At 57.6% G+C, this 16,120-nt stretch carries 18 protein-coding genes; 3 read left to right on the top strand and 15 right to left on the bottom strand.

What is annotated here, in order from left to right:
- Positions 1-27: 27 nt before the first annotated feature.
- From MK208_RS09555 to MK208_RS09535, 5 genes are all read right to left on the bottom strand, one after another.
- Positions 28-531 (bottom strand): lactoylglutathione lyase family protein, encoded by a 504-nt coding sequence (locus MK208_RS09555; RefSeq protein ID WP_294116204.1) that lies wholly within the window; start codon positions 529-531, stop codon positions 28-30.
- Between the two features lie 105 nt (positions 532-636).
- Entirely contained in the window at positions 637-1,692 is a 1,056-nt protein-coding gene (locus MK208_RS09550; protein WP_294116203.1) for an RluA family pseudouridine synthase, read from the bottom strand.
- Positions 1,689-2,078, bottom strand: a complete 390-nt coding sequence (crcB, locus tag MK208_RS09545; protein WP_294116202.1) for a fluoride efflux transporter CrcB — start codon at positions 2,076-2,078, stop codon at positions 1,689-1,691. The genes MK208_RS09550 and crcB overlap by 4 nt, the downstream gene beginning before the upstream one ends.
- Positions 2,079-2,179: 101 nt before the next feature.
- Positions 2,180-3,505: a replication-associated recombination protein A gene (locus MK208_RS09540; RefSeq protein ID WP_294116200.1), complete on the bottom strand. Its 1,326-nt coding sequence runs from the start codon at positions 3,503-3,505 to the stop codon at positions 2,180-2,182.
- Between the two features lie 17 nt (positions 3,506-3,522).
- Entirely contained in the window at positions 3,523-4,905 is a 1,383-nt protein-coding gene (locus MK208_RS09535; protein WP_294116199.1) for a trypsin-like peptidase domain-containing protein, read from the bottom strand.
- Between the two features lie 134 nt (positions 4,906-5,039).
- Here MK208_RS09535 and MK208_RS09530 point away from each other — a divergent pair, with 134 nt between their 5' ends.
- On the top strand, positions 5,040-5,348 hold the full coding sequence (locus tag MK208_RS09530) for a hypothetical protein (RefSeq protein ID WP_294116198.1): 309 nt from the start codon (positions 5,040-5,042) through the stop codon (positions 5,346-5,348).
- A gap of 9 nt (positions 5,349-5,357) precedes the next feature.
- Here the strand turns inward: MK208_RS09530 and MK208_RS09525 are convergent, their stop codons facing one another.
- The 6 genes from MK208_RS09525 to rpsM form a co-directional block, all read right to left on the bottom strand.
- Positions 5,358-6,527 (bottom strand): FAD-dependent oxidoreductase, encoded by a 1,170-nt coding sequence (locus MK208_RS09525; protein ID WP_294116196.1) that lies wholly within the window; start codon positions 6,525-6,527, stop codon positions 5,358-5,360.
- 53 nt (positions 6,528-6,580) lie between these two features.
- Complete coding sequence (locus MK208_RS09520; protein WP_294116194.1) at positions 6,581-7,339, bottom strand: alpha/beta hydrolase; 759 nt, start codon at positions 7,337-7,339, stop codon at positions 6,581-6,583.
- A 146-nt stretch (positions 7,340-7,485) separates the two neighbouring features.
- Positions 7,486-7,905 carry a 50S ribosomal protein L17 gene (rplQ, locus tag MK208_RS09515; RefSeq protein WP_209064880.1) on the bottom strand — a complete coding sequence of 140 codons (420 nt, stop codon included), beginning with the start codon at positions 7,903-7,905 and terminating at the stop codon, positions 7,486-7,488.
- A 147-nt stretch (positions 7,906-8,052) separates the two neighbouring features.
- A complete protein-coding gene (locus tag MK208_RS09510; protein ID WP_294116193.1) occupies positions 8,053-9,069 on the bottom strand; it encodes a DNA-directed RNA polymerase subunit alpha in 1,017 nt (338 codons plus the stop codon).
- A gap of 115 nt (positions 9,070-9,184) precedes the next feature.
- A complete protein-coding gene (gene rpsK / locus MK208_RS09505) occupies positions 9,185-9,574 on the bottom strand; it encodes a 30S ribosomal protein S11 (protein WP_093325885.1) in 390 nt (129 codons plus the stop codon).
- Positions 9,575-9,589: 15 nt separating this feature from the next.
- Positions 9,590-9,958, bottom strand: a complete 369-nt coding sequence (rpsM, locus tag MK208_RS09500) for a 30S ribosomal protein S13 (protein WP_294116191.1) — start codon at positions 9,956-9,958, stop codon at positions 9,590-9,592.
- A 420-nt stretch (positions 9,959-10,378) separates the two neighbouring features.
- Here rpsM and MK208_RS09495 point away from each other — a divergent pair, with 420 nt between their 5' ends.
- A complete protein-coding gene (locus tag MK208_RS09495; protein WP_294116189.1) occupies positions 10,379-10,816 on the top strand; it encodes a hypothetical protein in 438 nt (145 codons plus the stop codon).
- A 59-nt stretch (positions 10,817-10,875) separates the two neighbouring features.
- Here the strand turns inward: MK208_RS09495 and MK208_RS09490 are convergent, their stop codons facing one another.
- The 4 genes from MK208_RS09490 to MK208_RS09475 all read right to left on the bottom strand — a co-directional run bounded on the left by MK208_RS09490 (position 10,876) and on the right by MK208_RS09475 (position 14,581).
- A complete protein-coding gene (locus tag MK208_RS09490; protein WP_294116188.1) occupies positions 10,876-11,451 on the bottom strand; it encodes an adenylate kinase in 576 nt (191 codons plus the stop codon).
- On the bottom strand, positions 11,448-12,812 hold the full coding sequence (gene secY, locus MK208_RS09485) for a preprotein translocase subunit SecY (RefSeq protein ID WP_294116186.1): 1,365 nt from the start codon (positions 12,810-12,812) through the stop codon (positions 11,448-11,450). The genes MK208_RS09490 and secY overlap by 4 nt, the downstream gene beginning before the upstream one ends.
- 108 nt (positions 12,813-12,920) lie before the next feature.
- Positions 12,921-13,394 (bottom strand): 50S ribosomal protein L15, encoded by a 474-nt coding sequence (rplO, locus tag MK208_RS09480; RefSeq protein WP_294116184.1) that lies wholly within the window; start codon positions 13,392-13,394, stop codon positions 12,921-12,923.
- Between the two features lie 203 nt (positions 13,395-13,597).
- Complete coding sequence (locus MK208_RS09475) at positions 13,598-14,581, bottom strand: hypothetical protein (protein ID WP_294116183.1); 984 nt, start codon at positions 14,579-14,581, stop codon at positions 13,598-13,600.
- A 372-nt stretch (positions 14,582-14,953) separates the two neighbouring features.
- Between MK208_RS09475 and MK208_RS09470 the strand changes: the two genes are divergently transcribed.
- Positions 14,954-16,090 carry an adenylate/guanylate cyclase domain-containing protein gene (locus MK208_RS09470; RefSeq protein WP_294116182.1) on the top strand — a complete coding sequence of 379 codons (1,137 nt, stop codon included), beginning with the start codon at positions 14,954-14,956 and terminating at the stop codon, positions 16,088-16,090.
- The last annotated feature ends 30 nt before the right edge of the window (positions 16,091-16,120 follow it).

Here is a 16,120-nt window from a genome sequence, read left to right as displayed (position 1 = left end):
TTGCTTCACCACGGACACGCTCAGAGGTCAAGCATCGTCGGAGTAGGCGCCCGAGGAATAGGTCAGCTCATAGGAATGACTGTAGAGTTCCACCAGATTGCCAAACGGATCCTCACAATAGACCATGCGATAGGGCTTCTGATCCGGATAGTAGTAGCGCACCTGTTGCATCCGCTGTTTCCCGCCCAGCGCCTCAATGCGCTTCACACGCTCCTCAAGATCGCTGTCTTGCAGGCAAAAGTGAAAAATCCCCGGTTTCCAATAATCAAACGGCGGCTTGCTGTCGTCGGTCTTGGGAAACTCAAACAGCTCAATGCCCACCCCATCGCCAGTGGACAGATGCGCAATCCGAAACCGCCCCCATCCTGCGCCAAACACATCATCACACATCTCGCCAATCGCACTGTTGTCCTGCAAAACCTCGGCAGGCGGCATCAACAGGTAGAGATCAAAGGCTTTGGTATAAAACTCAACCGCCCGATCCAGATCGGGCACGGTGATGCCAATATGGGAAAACGACACAGCCGGCATAGGCTTCTCCTCTCAAAATTACGTGCAAAAGAAAAAAAGTCGCGGAATGCCTCAGCATGCCACGACTTCACTTACGCGCCAAATCTCTTGGGAGACGACAAAGCGCTAGCGCAGGCTCTCAAATGGATCGTCTGCTGCGAGATCTTCGGACCAGCCAAAGGTCTCCCAGGTGTGCGCCATATGCTCCGGTAACTCTGCTGTCACAGTCACCTGTTTGCGGGTCACCGGATGCTCAAACGTCATCGACCGCGCATGCAGGTGCAGCTTGTTGGAAATCATCCCACCCAGCTTTGCGCCCCAGCCATCGCCGAGGTTTTCCTGACCGGAACCTCCATACTTGCCGTCACCGATAATCGGATGACCAATTTCCGCCATATGCGCGCGCAGCTGGTGCGTCCGGCCGGTGATCGGCTCCATCGCCACCCAGGAGGCCCGCCCGGCCACACGATACAAAGTCGCGTATTGCGTAATGGCACGTTTGGCGCCCGGCGTGTTCTCGACCTCGCGCGGATGCACCGCAATCATCTTCTCGCCTTCACCGCGCGCCCCATGGCCGCCTGCCTTCACCAAGCCGTATTTGATCTCGCCCAGATACGGCGTCGGCACACCGGCCACCACAGCCCAGTAGATCTTGCGGGTTTGTTTGTGCCGCATCGCTTCGGTCAGCGCCTTCGCCGCAGCCCGCGTGCGCGCCAGCAACAACACCCCAGAGGTGTCCTTGTCCAACCGATGCACCAAACGTGGCTTCTCGTCATAGTCAAACTGTAACGCCACAGACAGACCATCCACATGCCGCGTTTGCTTGCTGCCGCCCTGCGTGGGCAGGCCCGCCGGCTTATTGATCGCGATGATCTCGTCATCTTTGTAGATCACGCTGTCCAGCATCATTTTGGCGTCAGCTTTGCTAACCTTGGTCACAGCCCGCGTCTTTTCCCGCTGCGCCACCTCATGCGGCAACGGCAGGGGCGGCACGCGAATGCTCTGGCCTTCCTCCACACGGGTATTGGCCTTCACCCGGCCGCCATCCACTCGGATCTCGCCCTTGCGGCACATCTTCTCGATCTGCCCTTGCCCAACATGGGGAAACTTGCGCTTGAACCACCGGTCCAGCCGTTGATCGCCTTCACCGTCTGCAACGGTCACTGTCTTTACCCGGCTCATGCCAGAAATCCTCTCGTCACGGCCATCCCCAGCATCAACGCGCCCACCGCGCCAATCACCGAAACAGCCACATAAAACGCCGCCGCGCCAAAGGCCCCGCGCTCCATCAGCGTCACAGTTTCCAGCGAAAACGCCGAAAACGTTGTGAAACCGCCCAGCAGCCCGGTCATCACCAAAGGCGACAGATGTGTCAGGCCGCGCTGCGCTGCCAACACCACAAAGACCCCCATCAGAAAAGAGCCAATCACATTCACGGTGATGATCGCCAGCGGGAAGCCATTCCAGAATCCCTGCCCCATCAGCCGCACCACACCGATGCCCAGCAGATAGCGCAACGCTGCGCCCACTGCGCCACCCAAAGCCACATATGCCACGTTTAAAACCATCACGCGTCTCTCTGCGCTTTGCCCCGCAATGTCAAGAAAACCGCTTTCTTCTTCCCCAAATACCTCGGAGGAATCGCCAATATGACAACGGGGGTTGCCCCCTACCCGTTCCGTTTGGTGCGCAGCTTGGCAAAATACTCCATGCGCCGCTTCAACTCGCGCTCATACCCGCGCTCCACCGGCGTGTAGATCACCGGCCGCTTGATACCTTCCGGGAAGTAGTTCTGCCCCGAAAACCCGTCCTCGGCATCATGGTCATACTGATAACCGTCGCCATAGCCTTGGTCTGCCATCAACGAGGTTGGCGCATTTAGGATATGCTTGGGCGGGGGCTCAGAGCCGGTTTTCTTCGCCAAAGCCCGCGCTGCCTTATAGGCCGCATAACCCGCGTTGGTCTTCGGCGCGAGCGCCAGATAAATCACCGCCTGCGCCAGCGCCAACTCCCCTTCGGGACTGCCTAGCCGTTCATAAGTTTCCCAGGCACTGAGGCACACACTCTGTGCCTGTGGATCGGCCAAAGCAATATCCTCACAGGCCATCCGGGTCAGTCGTCGTGCCAGAAACCGCGGGTCTTCCCCACCCTCCAGCATCCGCGCATACCAATAGAGTGCCGCTTCCGGATCAGACCCGCGCACCGATTTGTGCAACGCCGAAATCAGGTTGTAATGTTCATCGCCAGATTTGTCGTATTTCGCTGCCCGCCGCATCAGCCGTGTGGAGAGCGCATCGGTGTCGAGCTTGCCGTCTACTTTCCAGGCCATGACCTGCTCAATCAAATTGAGCAACGCCCGCCCGTCACCATCCGCCATTTCCAACAAGGCTTCGCGCGCCGGACCATCCAGCGGCAAGGGCTTTTCCAGCTCTTTCTCAGCCCGCTGCGCCAAGCGCTCCAGATCACCCAGAGCCAACCGCTCCAGCACGAGCACTTGCGAGCGCGACAGCACCGCAGCGTTGAGCTCAAACGACGGGTTTTCCGTTGTCGCTCCCACCAGAAGAATAGTGCCGTCTTCCATGTACGGCAGAAACCCATCCTGCTGCGCTTTGTTGAAGCGGTGGATCTCATCCACAAACAACAACGTGCCTTTGCCATTGGACCGCCGCACTTTGGCGGCTTCAAACACTTTGCGCAGTTCCGGCACACCAGTGAAAATCGCGCTGATCTGCACAAAATGCAGCTCAGTATCATCCGCCAGCAGCCGCGCTATGGTGGTCTTGCCCACACCGGGCGGCCCCCAGAAGATCAGCGACGACAAAGACCCTGAGGACAGCATCACGCCCAAAGGCGCTTCTGCGCCCAGCACCTGCTCCTGCCCAATCACCTCGGACAAAGATTTTGGCCGTAGCCGATCCGCCAGAGGACGCGGCGCTTCGTCCTTCGGTTCCGCGACAGGAATGTCCGCCGGTGTGGTGTCAAAAAGGTCGGCCATCGTGCGCCCAGAAGTCCTTACAGTCTAAAGCGCATCACCACCCGCTGGGTGCCGCGCTGGACCTCCAACGTAAGCCGCTTGCGCGCATCCCGCAAAGCCTTGTCCGCATCTTTTGTGGTGAGGATCTCTGAGCCGTCGATCACGCGCAACACATCTCCTGGCCCAATGCCCAGCCGCGCGCCGATCTCACCCGGATTTTCTACCACAACACCTTCCAGGCTCAGCGGAAGTCCAAACTCCCCCAACACCGCAGGGTTGATATTGGACATCACCATGCCCGGGATCGCCGACTTGCGCCCGGTCTCGATGGTGTCACGGCTCGGCACATCCGGCGCCACATCCATCGTCACCATGCGCGTCATCAACTCACCGTCGCGCAGGGTTTCAACCGCAACCTCACTGCCAAGCCCCGCCACCGACATGCGGAAAATCATCTCCGCAGGCGTGTTCACCGGTTGCCCGTCCAGCGCCACGATCACGTCGCCTGCCTCCACACCCGCGGCCAAAAATGGGCTGACTTCATGCATGGCGGACACGACGATACCACCGGCACGGTCAAGCCCTAAACCTTCCGCCATATCCGCATCCACCGGCTGACCAAACATGCCCGCCCAAGGCCGCTGAAAGCCCTCAAAACCGGCACGCGCTTGATCCACGAACTGCGCCACCAGATTGGTCGGAATAGCAAAACCAATCCCGTTGGACCCACCGGACCGAGTCAGGATCGAGGTGTTGATGCCAATCAGATCGCCATTGATGTCAATCAACGCCCCACCGGAGTTGCCGGGGTTGATCGCCGCATCGGTCTGAATGAAGTAACCCCGCGCATTGCCCGTCGCCACGCCCGACCGCGCCAAGCCGCTGACAATCCCGCTGGTCACGGTTTGCCCCACGCCAAACGGGTTGCCAATCGCCATGACCAACTCGCCCACATCGACATTGTCGCTGTCACGGAAGTGTAAAAACGGCAGACCTTCGGCATCCTTCAGCTTCAGAATGGCCAAATCGCTCTCTTCATCCGCCAGAAGCACTTCGGCTGTGTACTCACTGCGATCATTGAGTTGCACACGAATGTCAGTCGACATGCCCACCACGTGATAGTTGGACACCACAATGCCGTCCTCCGACAGGATCACTCCCGAGCCCAGCGAGTTCTCCACCCGCGGCTGCGGCGTGCCAAACCCCCGAAACAGCTGATCAAAAAACGGATCGCCGGTGAACGGCGTCTGCCGCGCCTGCACAATCTGCTTGGCAAAAATGTTCACCACCGCTGGCGCCGCCTCTTTCACCAAAGGCGCAAAGCCCATCGAAATCTCGGCCTGCGATTGCGGGACTTTGGTCTCTGCCGACACCGTGGTGGCTAGGCCCAGCGTGAGGGAAATCAATACAGCGCGGATCATGCGTCATCCTCAATTGTTCAGTGCGACGCATATGCGCAGCGGTCCTGTATAATGCAAGCCACTCCACCGCTTGCGACGGCAGACATCCGCCCGAAACCATTGACTTAGCGCGCCAACGTCGGAAGCATCACCCCATGTCTTACGACCAACAATCCACACCAATCACCGCCTTCGAGTTGCACCGCCAGCTCGACGGGTTGGTCTACACATTCACCCGCGCAACGGACGAGCGTGGTAGAACAGGCTTTCTGCGTGAAGACGGCCCGTATTGGATTGTACATCACGCCGTCCTGGGCTGGGTTGCCGCCGACTTTGACAGTGACGAAATCATGGGCCGCCCCTGGGATCAGCTCACGCCACAATCTCCAGAGGCCCCGCCCGAAGGCATATGGGTCAACCGCAAAGGTCCAAAGTCCTACGTCTATGATCTAGTGTACGTCTAAAACGCACTGCTACGGTAAAAACGACGAGCCGTACCCCTGCCCATCCAACGCCTGACCCAACACCCTGAGCGCCCCCAGTCGCCCAATCTCATCCGCGCATTTCGCCCCGGCCCCATTGCCCCCGGTCAACGCAAAAATCCGGTCCGTCTGACCATAGATCAACGGATGACGACTGCGGGTGAAACTGGTGGCACAGGCACCATGAGACAAGGATTGATACCGCAGCCCGGGCATAACCGCCAAAAGCTGCTCCAATAGATACGCCCCGACATCCGCGTTCCCGCCGCTGCGGAACCAGTCTTTCATCTCAGAGAGAGAGTTTAGCTCTTTGTTGTCCGGATCGCCGCCCAGCTTGATATAGGTTTTGCCATTCGGATAGACCACCGGCGGCAATACATAGATATCGCGCACACCATCTGGGAGGATGTAGATGGTAGAAGGCATGTCTCGCAGCCGCGCCTGCTCTTCCGCATCAATTTCCACCAAGGCAATTGTGCGTGCAAAAACTGCAATTTCAGGCACGTCCGGCAACAGGCCTTCAGCTCTTGAGAACGCACCCGCTGCCACGATAACTTTGTCGCTCTCAAGTTTGCTACCATCGCGACAGGTCACTGTCACGCCGCCTGAGGTCTCATCAACCTGAGAAACCTCCGTTCGCAACAGGGTCACGCCATTTGCCTGTCCCGCTGCAATCTGCGCAGCCACATGCGCGCGCGGATCGATCCAACCACCATCCGGCTCAAACAGCGCGTGGATATCCGCCGGAAACCCAAAGAAAGAAAACTTTGCATTCAATTCGACACCGGAAAGAACCTCAAAATCGATCCCTTCTTTCTCACCATTCAGCTGTGTGGCGCGCGTGTAGTCGCTTCCTTCGCCCTGTGCTGGCCCCGCAATCACAGAGCCTGCACGATGAAAAAAGCAACGATTGCCCAGTGCTTCGACGTCCGCGTACCGCGCCATGGACGCGGACGAGAACCGAGACCAATCCATGCGACTGTCCATCCTACGCGTGATCCGTGCTTGGTCATAATGGCTGCCAAACACGCCCCTGTGCGTCGCGGCATCCGTCGGCTCTGAGGGTCCCACCAGTGCAACCTTTACGCCCATCTCGGCCAAATGCCGCGCACAGGCACTGCCCCATAGGCCAGCGCCCACCACAATCACGTCAAAACCCATCAATGCCCCTCCTATTGCCTCGACGCGACCATGCCGCGAGCCCCTCCGGAACGCTAGCCCAACCGCACCGCTTTCAACGTGGAATAGTGCTCCCCATTCGGCACCACATGAAGCACACAAGACGAAGGCACTAGGTCCTTGATCGCGTCGGCCATCTTCAACGGCGCCCAGGTGTCTTTGTCCCCGTGCCATATCTCGACCGGCGCTTGAACATTGCGCAACACGTCAGACCAGTCGGCAACATAGGCCGCCAGATACGCAAGATACCCTGCCCGGTGCGTGACAAAGCTGTTGCGCATGCCTTCGGTCAAAGCTGTCACAAACTGCGGGTCCGCCAACAAAGCCCGTTCCTGCACCCCACATTTGGCAAACAACTGTTTGATCAACATTCCGGGCACATTGCGCGCCAGTAAGCCCTGCGCGGCCGTCAGCATCCGCAACACACGCGGACGCTTCATAGCCAACTTAAACACCGGCGCACCTGCCATGTCCGGCAGGAACTCTCCCAGCTGCAAAGGCGCTGCTGGCGACACTACTGTCACTCGCGCAACCTGCTTCGGGCGCTCAGCCGCTAAGCGTAACGCCGCCATGGCCCCAATCGAAAACCCAACCACATGGAACGCCTGCCCGCCATTTTGAGCCACAGCCGCACCAAACGTAGACGCCAAATGTTCCAACGGCGCGGAACCCTCACACGCAAGCAGGTTTGGCGCCACAACCACACGGCCGTTCGTTGCCAAAAATGCCGCATCCTGCGGGCAACCGGGCACGCCATGGCAAAAGAAAACAGGAGCTTGGGGAGAGGTCGTCATTGCGGCACCTTTTGCATTTCCTCACAGAGGTAGTGCTGAGTTTTTGGATCCAAAATGTGACGGGTTGCCTCAGGTATACCCTGGAACGAAAAAGACCCCCGCCATTCTGGCAGGGGTCCAGGCATCTGGTTGATCCAGATGGAGATTTATTCTTCGGCGGCTTCTTCAGCTGCCACGCGAGCCTTGTCGGCCGCGCCTTTTGCATCAACGTCACGATCCACAAATTCGATGATCGCCATTGGCGCCATGTCACCATAGCGGAAGCCGGCTTTCATGATGCGGATGTAACCACCTTTACGCTCTGCGTAGCGTGGGCCCAGAACGTCAAACAGTTTTGCAACGTACTGGTCTTCTTTCAGACGAGCCGCTGCCTGACGACGCGCGTGCAGGTCACCACGTTTGGCCAGCGTGATCAGTTTTTCAACGATCGGACGCAGTTCTTTTGCCTTTGGAAGGGTGGTTTTGATCTGTTCGTGTTCGATCAAGGAACCCGCCATGTTGGCAAACAGGGCTTTACGGTGTTCGTGAGTACGGTTCAGGCGGCGATAGCCACGAGCATGACGCATTTGATTTCTCCTAATTCGCGTTTTGCTTTGTCAGACCAGTGATGCGTGTCACCGGTTCACCTTGGGGCGGAAGCCCATATTTTCCCCGGCAGGTCCGGGCATTGGTTGAGCGGGGCACCTACGCGACCCGCTCAAATCTTGCAAGACTTAGAAGTTGTCTTCGAACTTCTTGGCCAGATCTTCGATGTTGTCTGGTGGCCAGTCCTCGACATCCATGCCGAGGTGCAGGCCCATGCCGGACAGCACTTCTTTGATCTCGTTCAGAGACTTGCGGCCGAAGTTCGGTGTGCGCAGCATCTCTGCTTCGGTCTTCTGGATCAGATCGCCGATGTAAACGATGTTGTCGTTCTTCAGGCAGTTCGCAGAGCGTACGGACAGTTCCAACTCGTCCACTTTCTTCAGCAGAAGCGGGTTGAACTCGAGACCATCGTCCTCTTCCTGACGGCCCGCAGATTCTGGCTCATCGAAGTTCACGAAGATCGACAGTTGATCCTGCAGGATACGCGCGGCGAAGGCCACGGCGTCTTCCGGCGTGATGGAGCCATCGGTGTCGATTTTCATGGTCAGCTTGTCATAGTCCAGAACCTGACCTTCACGGGTTGGCTGCACGTCATAAGACACGCGCTTCACCGGAGAGTAGATCGCATCGATTGGGATCAGACCAATAGGTGCATCTTCTGGCTTGTTCTTGTCCGCAGACACGTAGCCTTTGCCGGTGTTGACGGTCAGCTCGACATAGAGGTCGGCGCCATCGTCAAGGTGGCAGATCACGTGATCTTTGTTCAGAACTTCAATGCCCGCGCTGTCGCTGATGTCGCCAGCAGTCACGGCACCCGGACCTTTCGCATTGATCGAAAGACGCTTAGGGCCTTCCACTTCCATGCGCAGGGACACGCCCTTCAGGTTCAGGATGATGTCGGTCACGTCTTCACGCACACCAGCAACGCTGGAGAACTCGTGCAGCACGTTGTCGATCTGTACGCTGGTGATGGCCGCGCCTTGCAGCGAGCTCATCAGAACGCGGCGCAGCGCGTTGCCCAGGGTCAGACCAAAGCCCCGCTCCAGCGGCTCTGCCACAACAGTGGCTTGGCGCGCAGGGTCGTTGCCTGGCTTCACTTCTAGCTGTGTAGGCTTGATCAATTCTGCCCAATTCTTGTGGATCATGCGTCCCTCCATTCTTGTCCAGTTCCCATGTTCCAAAAGAACCAGACGCCCGAGGTTTCAAAATGACGAACTGGGGCCGTGCAAAACACGCGGCCCCAGCCAGTAGAAATGTCGCTTAAACGCGGCGGCGCTTTGGTGGGCGGCAGCCGTTGTGTGCGATTGGTGTTACATCACGGATAGAGGTGATGTTGAAACCGATAGCAGCCAGAGCGCGCAGTGCGGATTCACGGCCAGAACCTGGACCCTGAACTTCCACTTCCAGCGTTTTCACGCCGTGATCCTGTGCTTTCTTGCCTGCATCTTCCGCCGCCATCTGAGCAGCATATGGGGTGGACTTACGGGAGCCCTTGAAACCCATGGTGCCAGCAGAGGACCAGGAAATCGCGTTGCCCTGAACGTCAGAGATCAGGATCTTGGTGTTGTTGAACGAAGAGTTCACGTGCGCAACACCAGAGGCGATGTTCTTACGCTCTTTTTTCTTCGTACGAGTCTTATCGCGTGCCATTGATCAAACCCTCCCTTACTTCTTCTTGCCGGCAATCGGCTTCGCAGGACCTTTACGGGTACGTGCGTTGGTGTGGGTACGCTGACCGCGCACCGGGAGGTTACGACGATGGCGCAGACCACGGTAGCAGCCCAGGTCCATCAGACGTTTGATGTTCATCTGCACTTCACGACGCAGGTCACCTTCAACGGTGTAGGTCGCATCGATGTGCTCACGGATAGCCAGAACTTCTGCGTCAGACAGCTCGTTGATACGACGGGTTTCGTCGATCTTCACGCTCTCGCAGATTTCTTTGGCGGATGCTGGACCAATGCCAGTGATATAAGTCAGGGCGATCGGGACCCGTTTGTGGGTCGGGATGTTAACGCCGGCAATACGTGCCACGTGTCACTTTCCTTTTCGTTGCGGTTCCGTAGCTCCGGAACCTTTTTTCACAACGTAAGCCCGACGCTAGCAAGCGATCGGGCCTCAGCTGATCAGGTGGTCTTGCAACATGGGTGCGACCCACGCGCAAAGAATTGATTCTCCGTTAAGAGATGGGGTGATTTAGGGGGGATTAGGTGGGGTGTCAAGACACCACGTGCGACGGCACACTTCTCTCATAGATCCTGTGCCTGTTACGCGGCACGACGGCTTAGCATTCCCACAACGGAACACCTCCACAAGCCACTTGAAGAGGTTCCGGTTTCGTGTCGTACAGGACACTCTTTTCAGCCCCTAGGCGGCACCCCCTTCAGCTCTACTCTAACGCGAACTAGCGTCACGAGGAGACTAAGAGAGAGGGAACCAATGTACATAGTCGGAATGCGGGGCGATCTCGGATTGAAACTAAACCTCTCGGGCAATGCGATTGTGATCATCGCTTTTTTTGTCCTCTGGACAACAAATAGCTTCTATCTGATGCTCTCAATTTCGTTCCTGCTCATCTATTTCGGGATATGGTGTTCACGTCAGGTGCAAAGTAACAAAGAACGCCTAAAATTCACGTCTGCCTTTGTTCGCAATCAAGCCTTTCCGGAAACAACGACTTCCGCCAAGTTACTCTTAGCATTCTTTGGCTTTGGAGCATTGGCGACTGGACCAATAAGCTATTTTTGCATTGCTATTGAACAGATCGGCTACAATGAGAGCTTACTGTGGCCTCCCGTTCTTCTGATTTTTTACATATCACAAATGGCACTGTTCGGGTTCGTCCATGCGGCCCGTTCTTTGTTCACACTACAGAACAATCAAACCGCCTAACCCCAAAACGAAACGGAGCGCCCAAGGGCGCTCCGATCTCAAACTCTCACAGGCTGGGCTTACCCCAAAACGCCTGCCACAGAGGCCTCAACCTCATCCATCGACGCCAGACCGTCAATAGAGGTCAGGTTGCCTTTGGCGTGGTAGTAGCCAATCAACGGCGCGGTCTGCTTGTAGTACGCCATCAAGCGCACCTTCAGGCTTTCTGCGTTGTCGTCTGCACGGGCTTCACCACCGTTGGCGACCGCCTCTTTGGCGCGGTTGATGATGCGCTCGACCAGAACCTCATCATTCACCTGCATCTCGATCACAGCGTCGAGCTTCTCGCCGCAGTCTTCCAGCAACTCAGCCAGCGCATCAGCCTGGGCCAGGGTGCGCGGGAATCCATCAAAGATGAAACCGCCCTTTTTGTCGCCTTCCAGCTGCTCGCGGATCAGGCCAATCACGATCTCATCGGTGACCAGCTCCCCACGATCCATGACCTCGGCAACCTTCTTGCCCATCTCCGTACCGGAGGTTTTGGCGGCGCGCAGCATGTCGCCCGTAGAAAGCTGGATCATGTCGCGCTTCTCTACGAGACGGCCAGCCTGGGTTCCTTTACCGGCACCGGGCGGGCCAAGCAGAATAATATTCATCGACGAGCAGGTCCTTTGCGTTTGCGTTTGTTCCGGCCTTTACCAGACAGCTGGGACTTTTCAATAAGCCCTTCGTACTGGTGCGCCAGCAGATGGTTCTGAACTTGCTGGATGGTGTCCATGGTCACGGAAACCACAATCAGAACCGAGGTGCCGCCAAAGTAGAACGGGATCGCAAATTGTCCACGCAGGATCTCCGGAAGGAGACAGACTGCCGCAAGATATGCAGAACCCAGAACCAGGATACGGTTGACCACATACTCAAGGTATTCTGCGGTGCGCTTGCCCGGACGGATGCCCGGAACAAAGCCGTTCTGGTTTTTCAGGTTGTCGGCCACATCGTCAGGTTTGAAGCTGACGTTGAAGGTGTAGAAGTAGGCAAAGAACACAATCATGGACACGAAGAACAGCAGATACAGCGGCTGTCCTGGGCCAAAGTAGGCCAGCAGGGTCGACATGATTGGGCCGGTTTGGCTACCGGAGAAGGTCGCAATGGTGGTTGGCAGCAACAGCAGGGAGCTGGCGAAGATCGCCGGGATCACGCCCGCTGGGTTCACTTTCACCGGCAGGTGCGAAGAGCCCCCGTCATAGACTTTCATGCCCACCTGACGACGTGGGTATTGAATGTGGATCTTACGCAGCGCCCGCTCCATGAAGACCACAAAGGCGATGGTTGCGATGACCATGAAGATCACGGCCACAATCACCGCTTCGCTGATCGCGCCGGTGCGGCCAGACACAAAGAACTGTGCCAGAGCGGCTGGCAGTTCGGCCACGATGCCCACAAAGATGATCAGGGAGATGCCGTTGCCGATGCCGCGTGCGGTGATCTGCTCACCCAGCCACATCAGGAACATGGTGCCACCCACCAGCGTCACAAGGCAGCTGAAGCGGAAGAACATACCCGGATCGGTGACCAGCTCACCGGCCTCCAGGCTGACCGCGAGGCCATAGGCCTGCAGCGTTGCCAATGCCACCGTGCCGTAGCGGGTGTATTGGTTCATCTTTTTGCGGCCTTGCTCGCCTTCTTTCTTGAGCTGTTCCAACGCAGGAACCATCGAGCCAAGAAGCTGAACAATAATGCTGGCCGAGATGTACGGCATGATGCCCAGAGCAAAGATCCCCATACGTCCCAGCGCACCGCCGGTGAACATGGACAGGATGCCGCCAATGCCTGCGCCCGCCTCTTCCATAAATTCACGGAGGGCAACGCCGTCGATGCCCGGCACCGGAATCCATGTGCCAAGACGATAGACAATCAGCAATGCCAGTGTGAACAGGATGCGATTGCGCAGATCGGTGGCTTTACCAAGCGCGGCCCAGCTGGTGTTGGCCGCCATTTGCTCTGCTGCAGATACCATTTAGGATCTCTCTTAGACTGGAAACGCCGCCAGAACCGTTTCCCGGTTTGGCGGCGTTAGGAAAACTTGGAAGATTATGTAAGCGGGTCTGTGCCCGCTCACAACCTCTTATTCAGCCGCTGGCGCGGTTTTGACCGTCAGAGAGCCGCCCGCTTTTTCGACAGCTTCAACAGCTGCTTTGGAGGCGCCGGTCACTTCGATGTTCAGCTTGGCGGAAACTTCGCCTTTTGCCAGAACGCGGATGCCGTCTTTAACGCGGCGCACCAGACCGGAAGCAACCAGGGCTTCTTCGGTGATCGCGGCAGAGGCGTCCAGCTTCTTCTCGTCGACGAACTTCTGGATCAGGCCCAGGTTTACAACAGCATATGCCTTGCGGTTTGGCTTGTTGAAGCCGCGCTTTGGCAGGCGCTGGTACAAAGGCATTTGGCCACCTTCGTAGCCGTTGATCGCCACACCCGAACGGGATTTCTGACCTTTGATACCACGGCCACCCATTTTACCTTTACCGGAACCGGGGCCACGGCCAACGCGCATGCGTTTCTTAGTTGCGCCAGGATTGTCGCGCAGTTCGTGCAGTTTCATATCGCTTCTCCTTGCCGGAACTGACCCACGAAGCGTATCGGGCCAAACACGGCTTTTCTTGATTTTGATTCTCGGGGCGCAAAACGCCACCGGGGGCGTATAGACCCTTGGGCAGCGCTTTGCAATGTGGAAGATGCTGCGCGGGCCGAGCGCTGAGCTAGACGTGTACGATGCATTTCACGGGCGGAGCACTCTATCACAGCTTAAGCGAAGCGGCGGTCTTTCCAAGCTTCGAAGCTTTCCACCGGATGGTTGTCAATGAAAACCCACTCGGAGTGGCGTGGCCGAGTTGGAATCTTATCCAAATCCACATGTGGCAGCTTCCAACCACTTGCGTGTTCAGGTTCGAACAAGGCCTCGACCATTTGTCTCCCTGCAGGCGGGATGGCCAATTGAATCTGAGTATAAAATGCAGTCTTCAGCCCTTCGTGCAAGGTCTTCATCCAGGCCTGGTTGCGTGCGCAGTCATGTTGCTCGTAGGGTTCTGCGTCGATTCCTTCGCCAACCGCTTGCGCCAAGAGCAATAGCGCCGTACTTCGGTCCAACTCCGGCTGCGCGACCAGCCATTCGACAAACGGCACAAGCTCGGCTGCGCCGTCGCCCATCCACTCGACGCCGATGCTCAACTCGTGCCACACGTCCGGGCTTTGCGCACACAGCCAGTTGGTCAGATCCTGATCTCGAACGGGGCTGGCGCGCTCTTGCAGCCACAGTTTGGCCTGATCGCGTCCTTCCTCATGATCCGCCTTTGTCTGCGCAATCCTTTCCATGCGGGAGGAAATGCGACCGCGCCAAGTTGACCGGATTTTGTCCGCCTCGCCCCGCTGTCGGCGCAACATCCGGCGGCGAACCTTTTGAAACTCCTTATCCGAAAGTTCGGCACACGCGCAAAAAAACCGGATTGCGTGAAGCTCAACGGACGGGATCGGTTTAAGGCGCTGGCTCAAGAACCAATCCGGCTTCAATTCGCCCAGCCCTTCAGGGCTCAATCGGTTCACAAAAAAGAAAAGGGCAGCGAGAGGTTCGTCTGATACATCACCCTGGGTCTTGCCAGGCCTCTCGCCCAACACGGCATTCCGCCAGACGTCTGCGTGGCGCTCCATCGCTTTGAGACTTTCGTTGTAGACCTCACGCGGGCTGAAGTTGAAATCCGAGAGCGCGCGTCCAACAGCTGCAGCTGTTCGCATTCTGCTCAACACACGGAAAACCAGCACCCAAAAGCCGAACCAGAGCGCTAGGCCCAAGGCATAAAAAACGAATGGCAATTTCCAACCCTTTTTCACTAACAATCTACTAGGTTTTGAAAGTAGTGATGATTCTTGGCGGAATTAGGGCGGAACCGCAGAGCGACCGTCCCGCGCGTCAGACTGTCAGAAAGGCTAAAGACGGCTCAGTGTTCAACTGAGTGTCTCAACTGCACGCGCCACATGCAATAATTGTTCACTGCGTAGAAAGCCCAACCTAAAGCGTGAGGCCACAATTCGATCCTCGCGGAAACTCCGTTTGATCTAGGCGGCCAACGCTTTTACCTTCCGCCCAATCCCCACTAAACTCCCCCTATGCCTTGGTCCCCCCAAACCCTCACCGACTGGCTCCTGACAAACGCCGCCGCCGCCAAAACCCTCGACGATCTGACCCAACAGCTCGGCGCACAGCTGGCGCAAGCAAACGCCCCAGTCTGGCGTCTGCGTTTTGCCATGCGCACTCTGCACCCGTTGCTTGCCGCGGTGGGCACCACCTGGGAGAACGACACCGGCCCCAAACCCGTCGTCGAAAGCACCCACGGGCTGGAGACGCGCGGCGGCTATGCGGGCAGCCCGATGACCACCGTCTCGCAATCCCGCAAACCCTTTCGCCAAAACCTGTCCGCGTTGGCTCCCGACCATCACGAGGTCCTGCACGAGCTGCGTGCCCAAGGTGGCAGCGACTATTATGCGCTCCCTGTCCTGTTTGGGGACCGCGTTACCGCCGTCATGACCCTCACAACCCGCCACGCTGGCGGATTTACACCCCCCGACCTCGCGGGATTCGACACCATCGCCGCGCAACTTGCGCCCTTTATCGAAGTATTACGCCTCACCACACTCTCTTCCGCCGTGAGCGAGGCCTACCTGGGCAAACACACAGCCCAGCGGGTTTTGGCCGGTGAAATCACCCGCGGTCACGTCGACATCATCGATGCCGCCATCCTGATCAGCGATCTGCGCGGCTGGACCCAGCTCAACGTCGAGCGTGACCCGGAGCAGGCGGTCGCCATCGCCAATACCTTCTTTGAGGTCATGGACGCGACGGTGACCTCGGAGAGCGGTGAGATCCTTAAGTTCATGGGGGACGCGGTGTTGGCCATCTTTCCCGCTTCGGCAGGCCAACAAGACGCGGTCGCCCGCGCCCTGCGGGCCGCCCAAGCTGCGAGCAGCCACCAAACCGACACCTTGCGTTTTGGCATAGGCCTGAACGTCGGCGAAGTGCTTTACGGCAATGTAGGCAGCGAAAAGCGGCTGGACTTCACAGTCATGGGCCCAGCTGTGAACCTGGCGGCCCGTATTGAAAGCCTATGTGCCCAAACAGAGTGCCCAATTTTGATGTCACATGCCGCAGCGAACTTGGTGCCCAGAACACGTCAAGTCGGCACTTTCTCCCTCAAGGGGTTGCCTTCTGGAGAAGCGGTTTATGCACCCAGCCCGATGCCTGAGTAATGCCGGCACTCTCCCAGTCCACCTGAAAGA

It is taken from the genome of Shimia sp. (assembly GCF_022448905.1).
Classification (GTDB): Bacteria; Pseudomonadota; Alphaproteobacteria; order Rhodobacterales; family Rhodobacteraceae; genus Shimia.
Note: the sequence above shows the minus strand (reverse complement) of the source record. Positions and strands in the feature narration are given on the sequence as shown.

What these genes read in the sequence shown, in the direction of transcription:
- MK208_RS09555 (WP_294116204.1), bottom strand. Translation starts at nt 531, where the DNA reads ATGCCGGCTGTGTCGTTTTCCCATATTGGCATCACCGTGCCCGATCTG.
- MK208_RS09550 (WP_294116203.1), bottom strand. Translation starts at nt 1,692, where the DNA reads ATGAGCCGGGTAAAGACAGTGACCGTTGCAGACGGTGAAGGCGATCAA.
- crcB (WP_294116202.1), bottom strand. Translation starts at nt 2,078, where the DNA reads ATGGTTTTAAACGTGGCATATGTGGCTTTGGGTGGCGCAGTGGGCGCA.
- MK208_RS09540 (WP_294116200.1), bottom strand. Translation starts at nt 3,505, where the DNA reads ATGGCCGACCTTTTTGACACCACACCGGCGGACATTCCTGTCGCGGAA.
- MK208_RS09535 (WP_294116199.1), bottom strand. Translation starts at nt 4,905, where the DNA reads ATGATCCGCGCTGTATTGATTTCCCTCACGCTGGGCCTAGCCACCACG.
- MK208_RS09530 (WP_294116198.1), top strand. Translation starts at nt 5,040, where the DNA reads ATGTCTTACGACCAACAATCCACACCAATCACCGCCTTCGAGTTGCAC.
- MK208_RS09525 (WP_294116196.1), bottom strand. Translation starts at nt 6,527, where the DNA reads ATGGGTTTTGACGTGATTGTGGTGGGCGCTGGCCTATGGGGCAGTGCC.
- MK208_RS09520 (WP_294116194.1), bottom strand. Translation starts at nt 7,339, where the DNA reads ATGACGACCTCTCCCCAAGCTCCTGTTTTCTTTTGCCATGGCGTGCCC.
- rplQ (WP_209064880.1), bottom strand. Translation starts at nt 7,905, where the DNA reads ATGCGTCATGCTCGTGGCTATCGCCGCCTGAACCGTACTCACGAACAC.
- MK208_RS09510 (WP_294116193.1), bottom strand. Translation starts at nt 9,069, where the DNA reads ATGATCCACAAGAATTGGGCAGAATTGATCAAGCCTACACAGCTAGAA.
- rpsK (WP_093325885.1), bottom strand. Translation starts at nt 9,574, where the DNA reads ATGGCACGCGATAAGACTCGTACGAAGAAAAAAGAGCGTAAGAACATC.
- MK208_RS09495 (WP_294116189.1), top strand. Translation starts at nt 10,379, where the DNA reads ATGCGGGGCGATCTCGGATTGAAACTAAACCTCTCGGGCAATGCGATT.
- MK208_RS09490 (WP_294116188.1), bottom strand. Translation starts at nt 11,451, where the DNA reads ATGAATATTATTCTGCTTGGCCCGCCCGGTGCCGGTAAAGGAACCCAG.
- secY (WP_294116186.1), bottom strand. Translation starts at nt 12,812, where the DNA reads ATGGTATCTGCAGCAGAGCAAATGGCGGCCAACACCAGCTGGGCCGCG.
- rplO (WP_294116184.1), bottom strand. Translation starts at nt 13,394, where the DNA reads ATGAAACTGCACGAACTGCGCGACAATCCTGGCGCAACTAAGAAACGC.
- MK208_RS09475 (WP_294116183.1), bottom strand. Translation starts at nt 14,581, where the DNA reads ATGCGAACAGCTGCAGCTGTTGGACGCGCGCTCTCGGATTTCAACTTC.
- MK208_RS09470 (WP_294116182.1), top strand. Translation starts at nt 14,954, where the DNA reads ATGCCTTGGTCCCCCCAAACCCTCACCGACTGGCTCCTGACAAACGCC.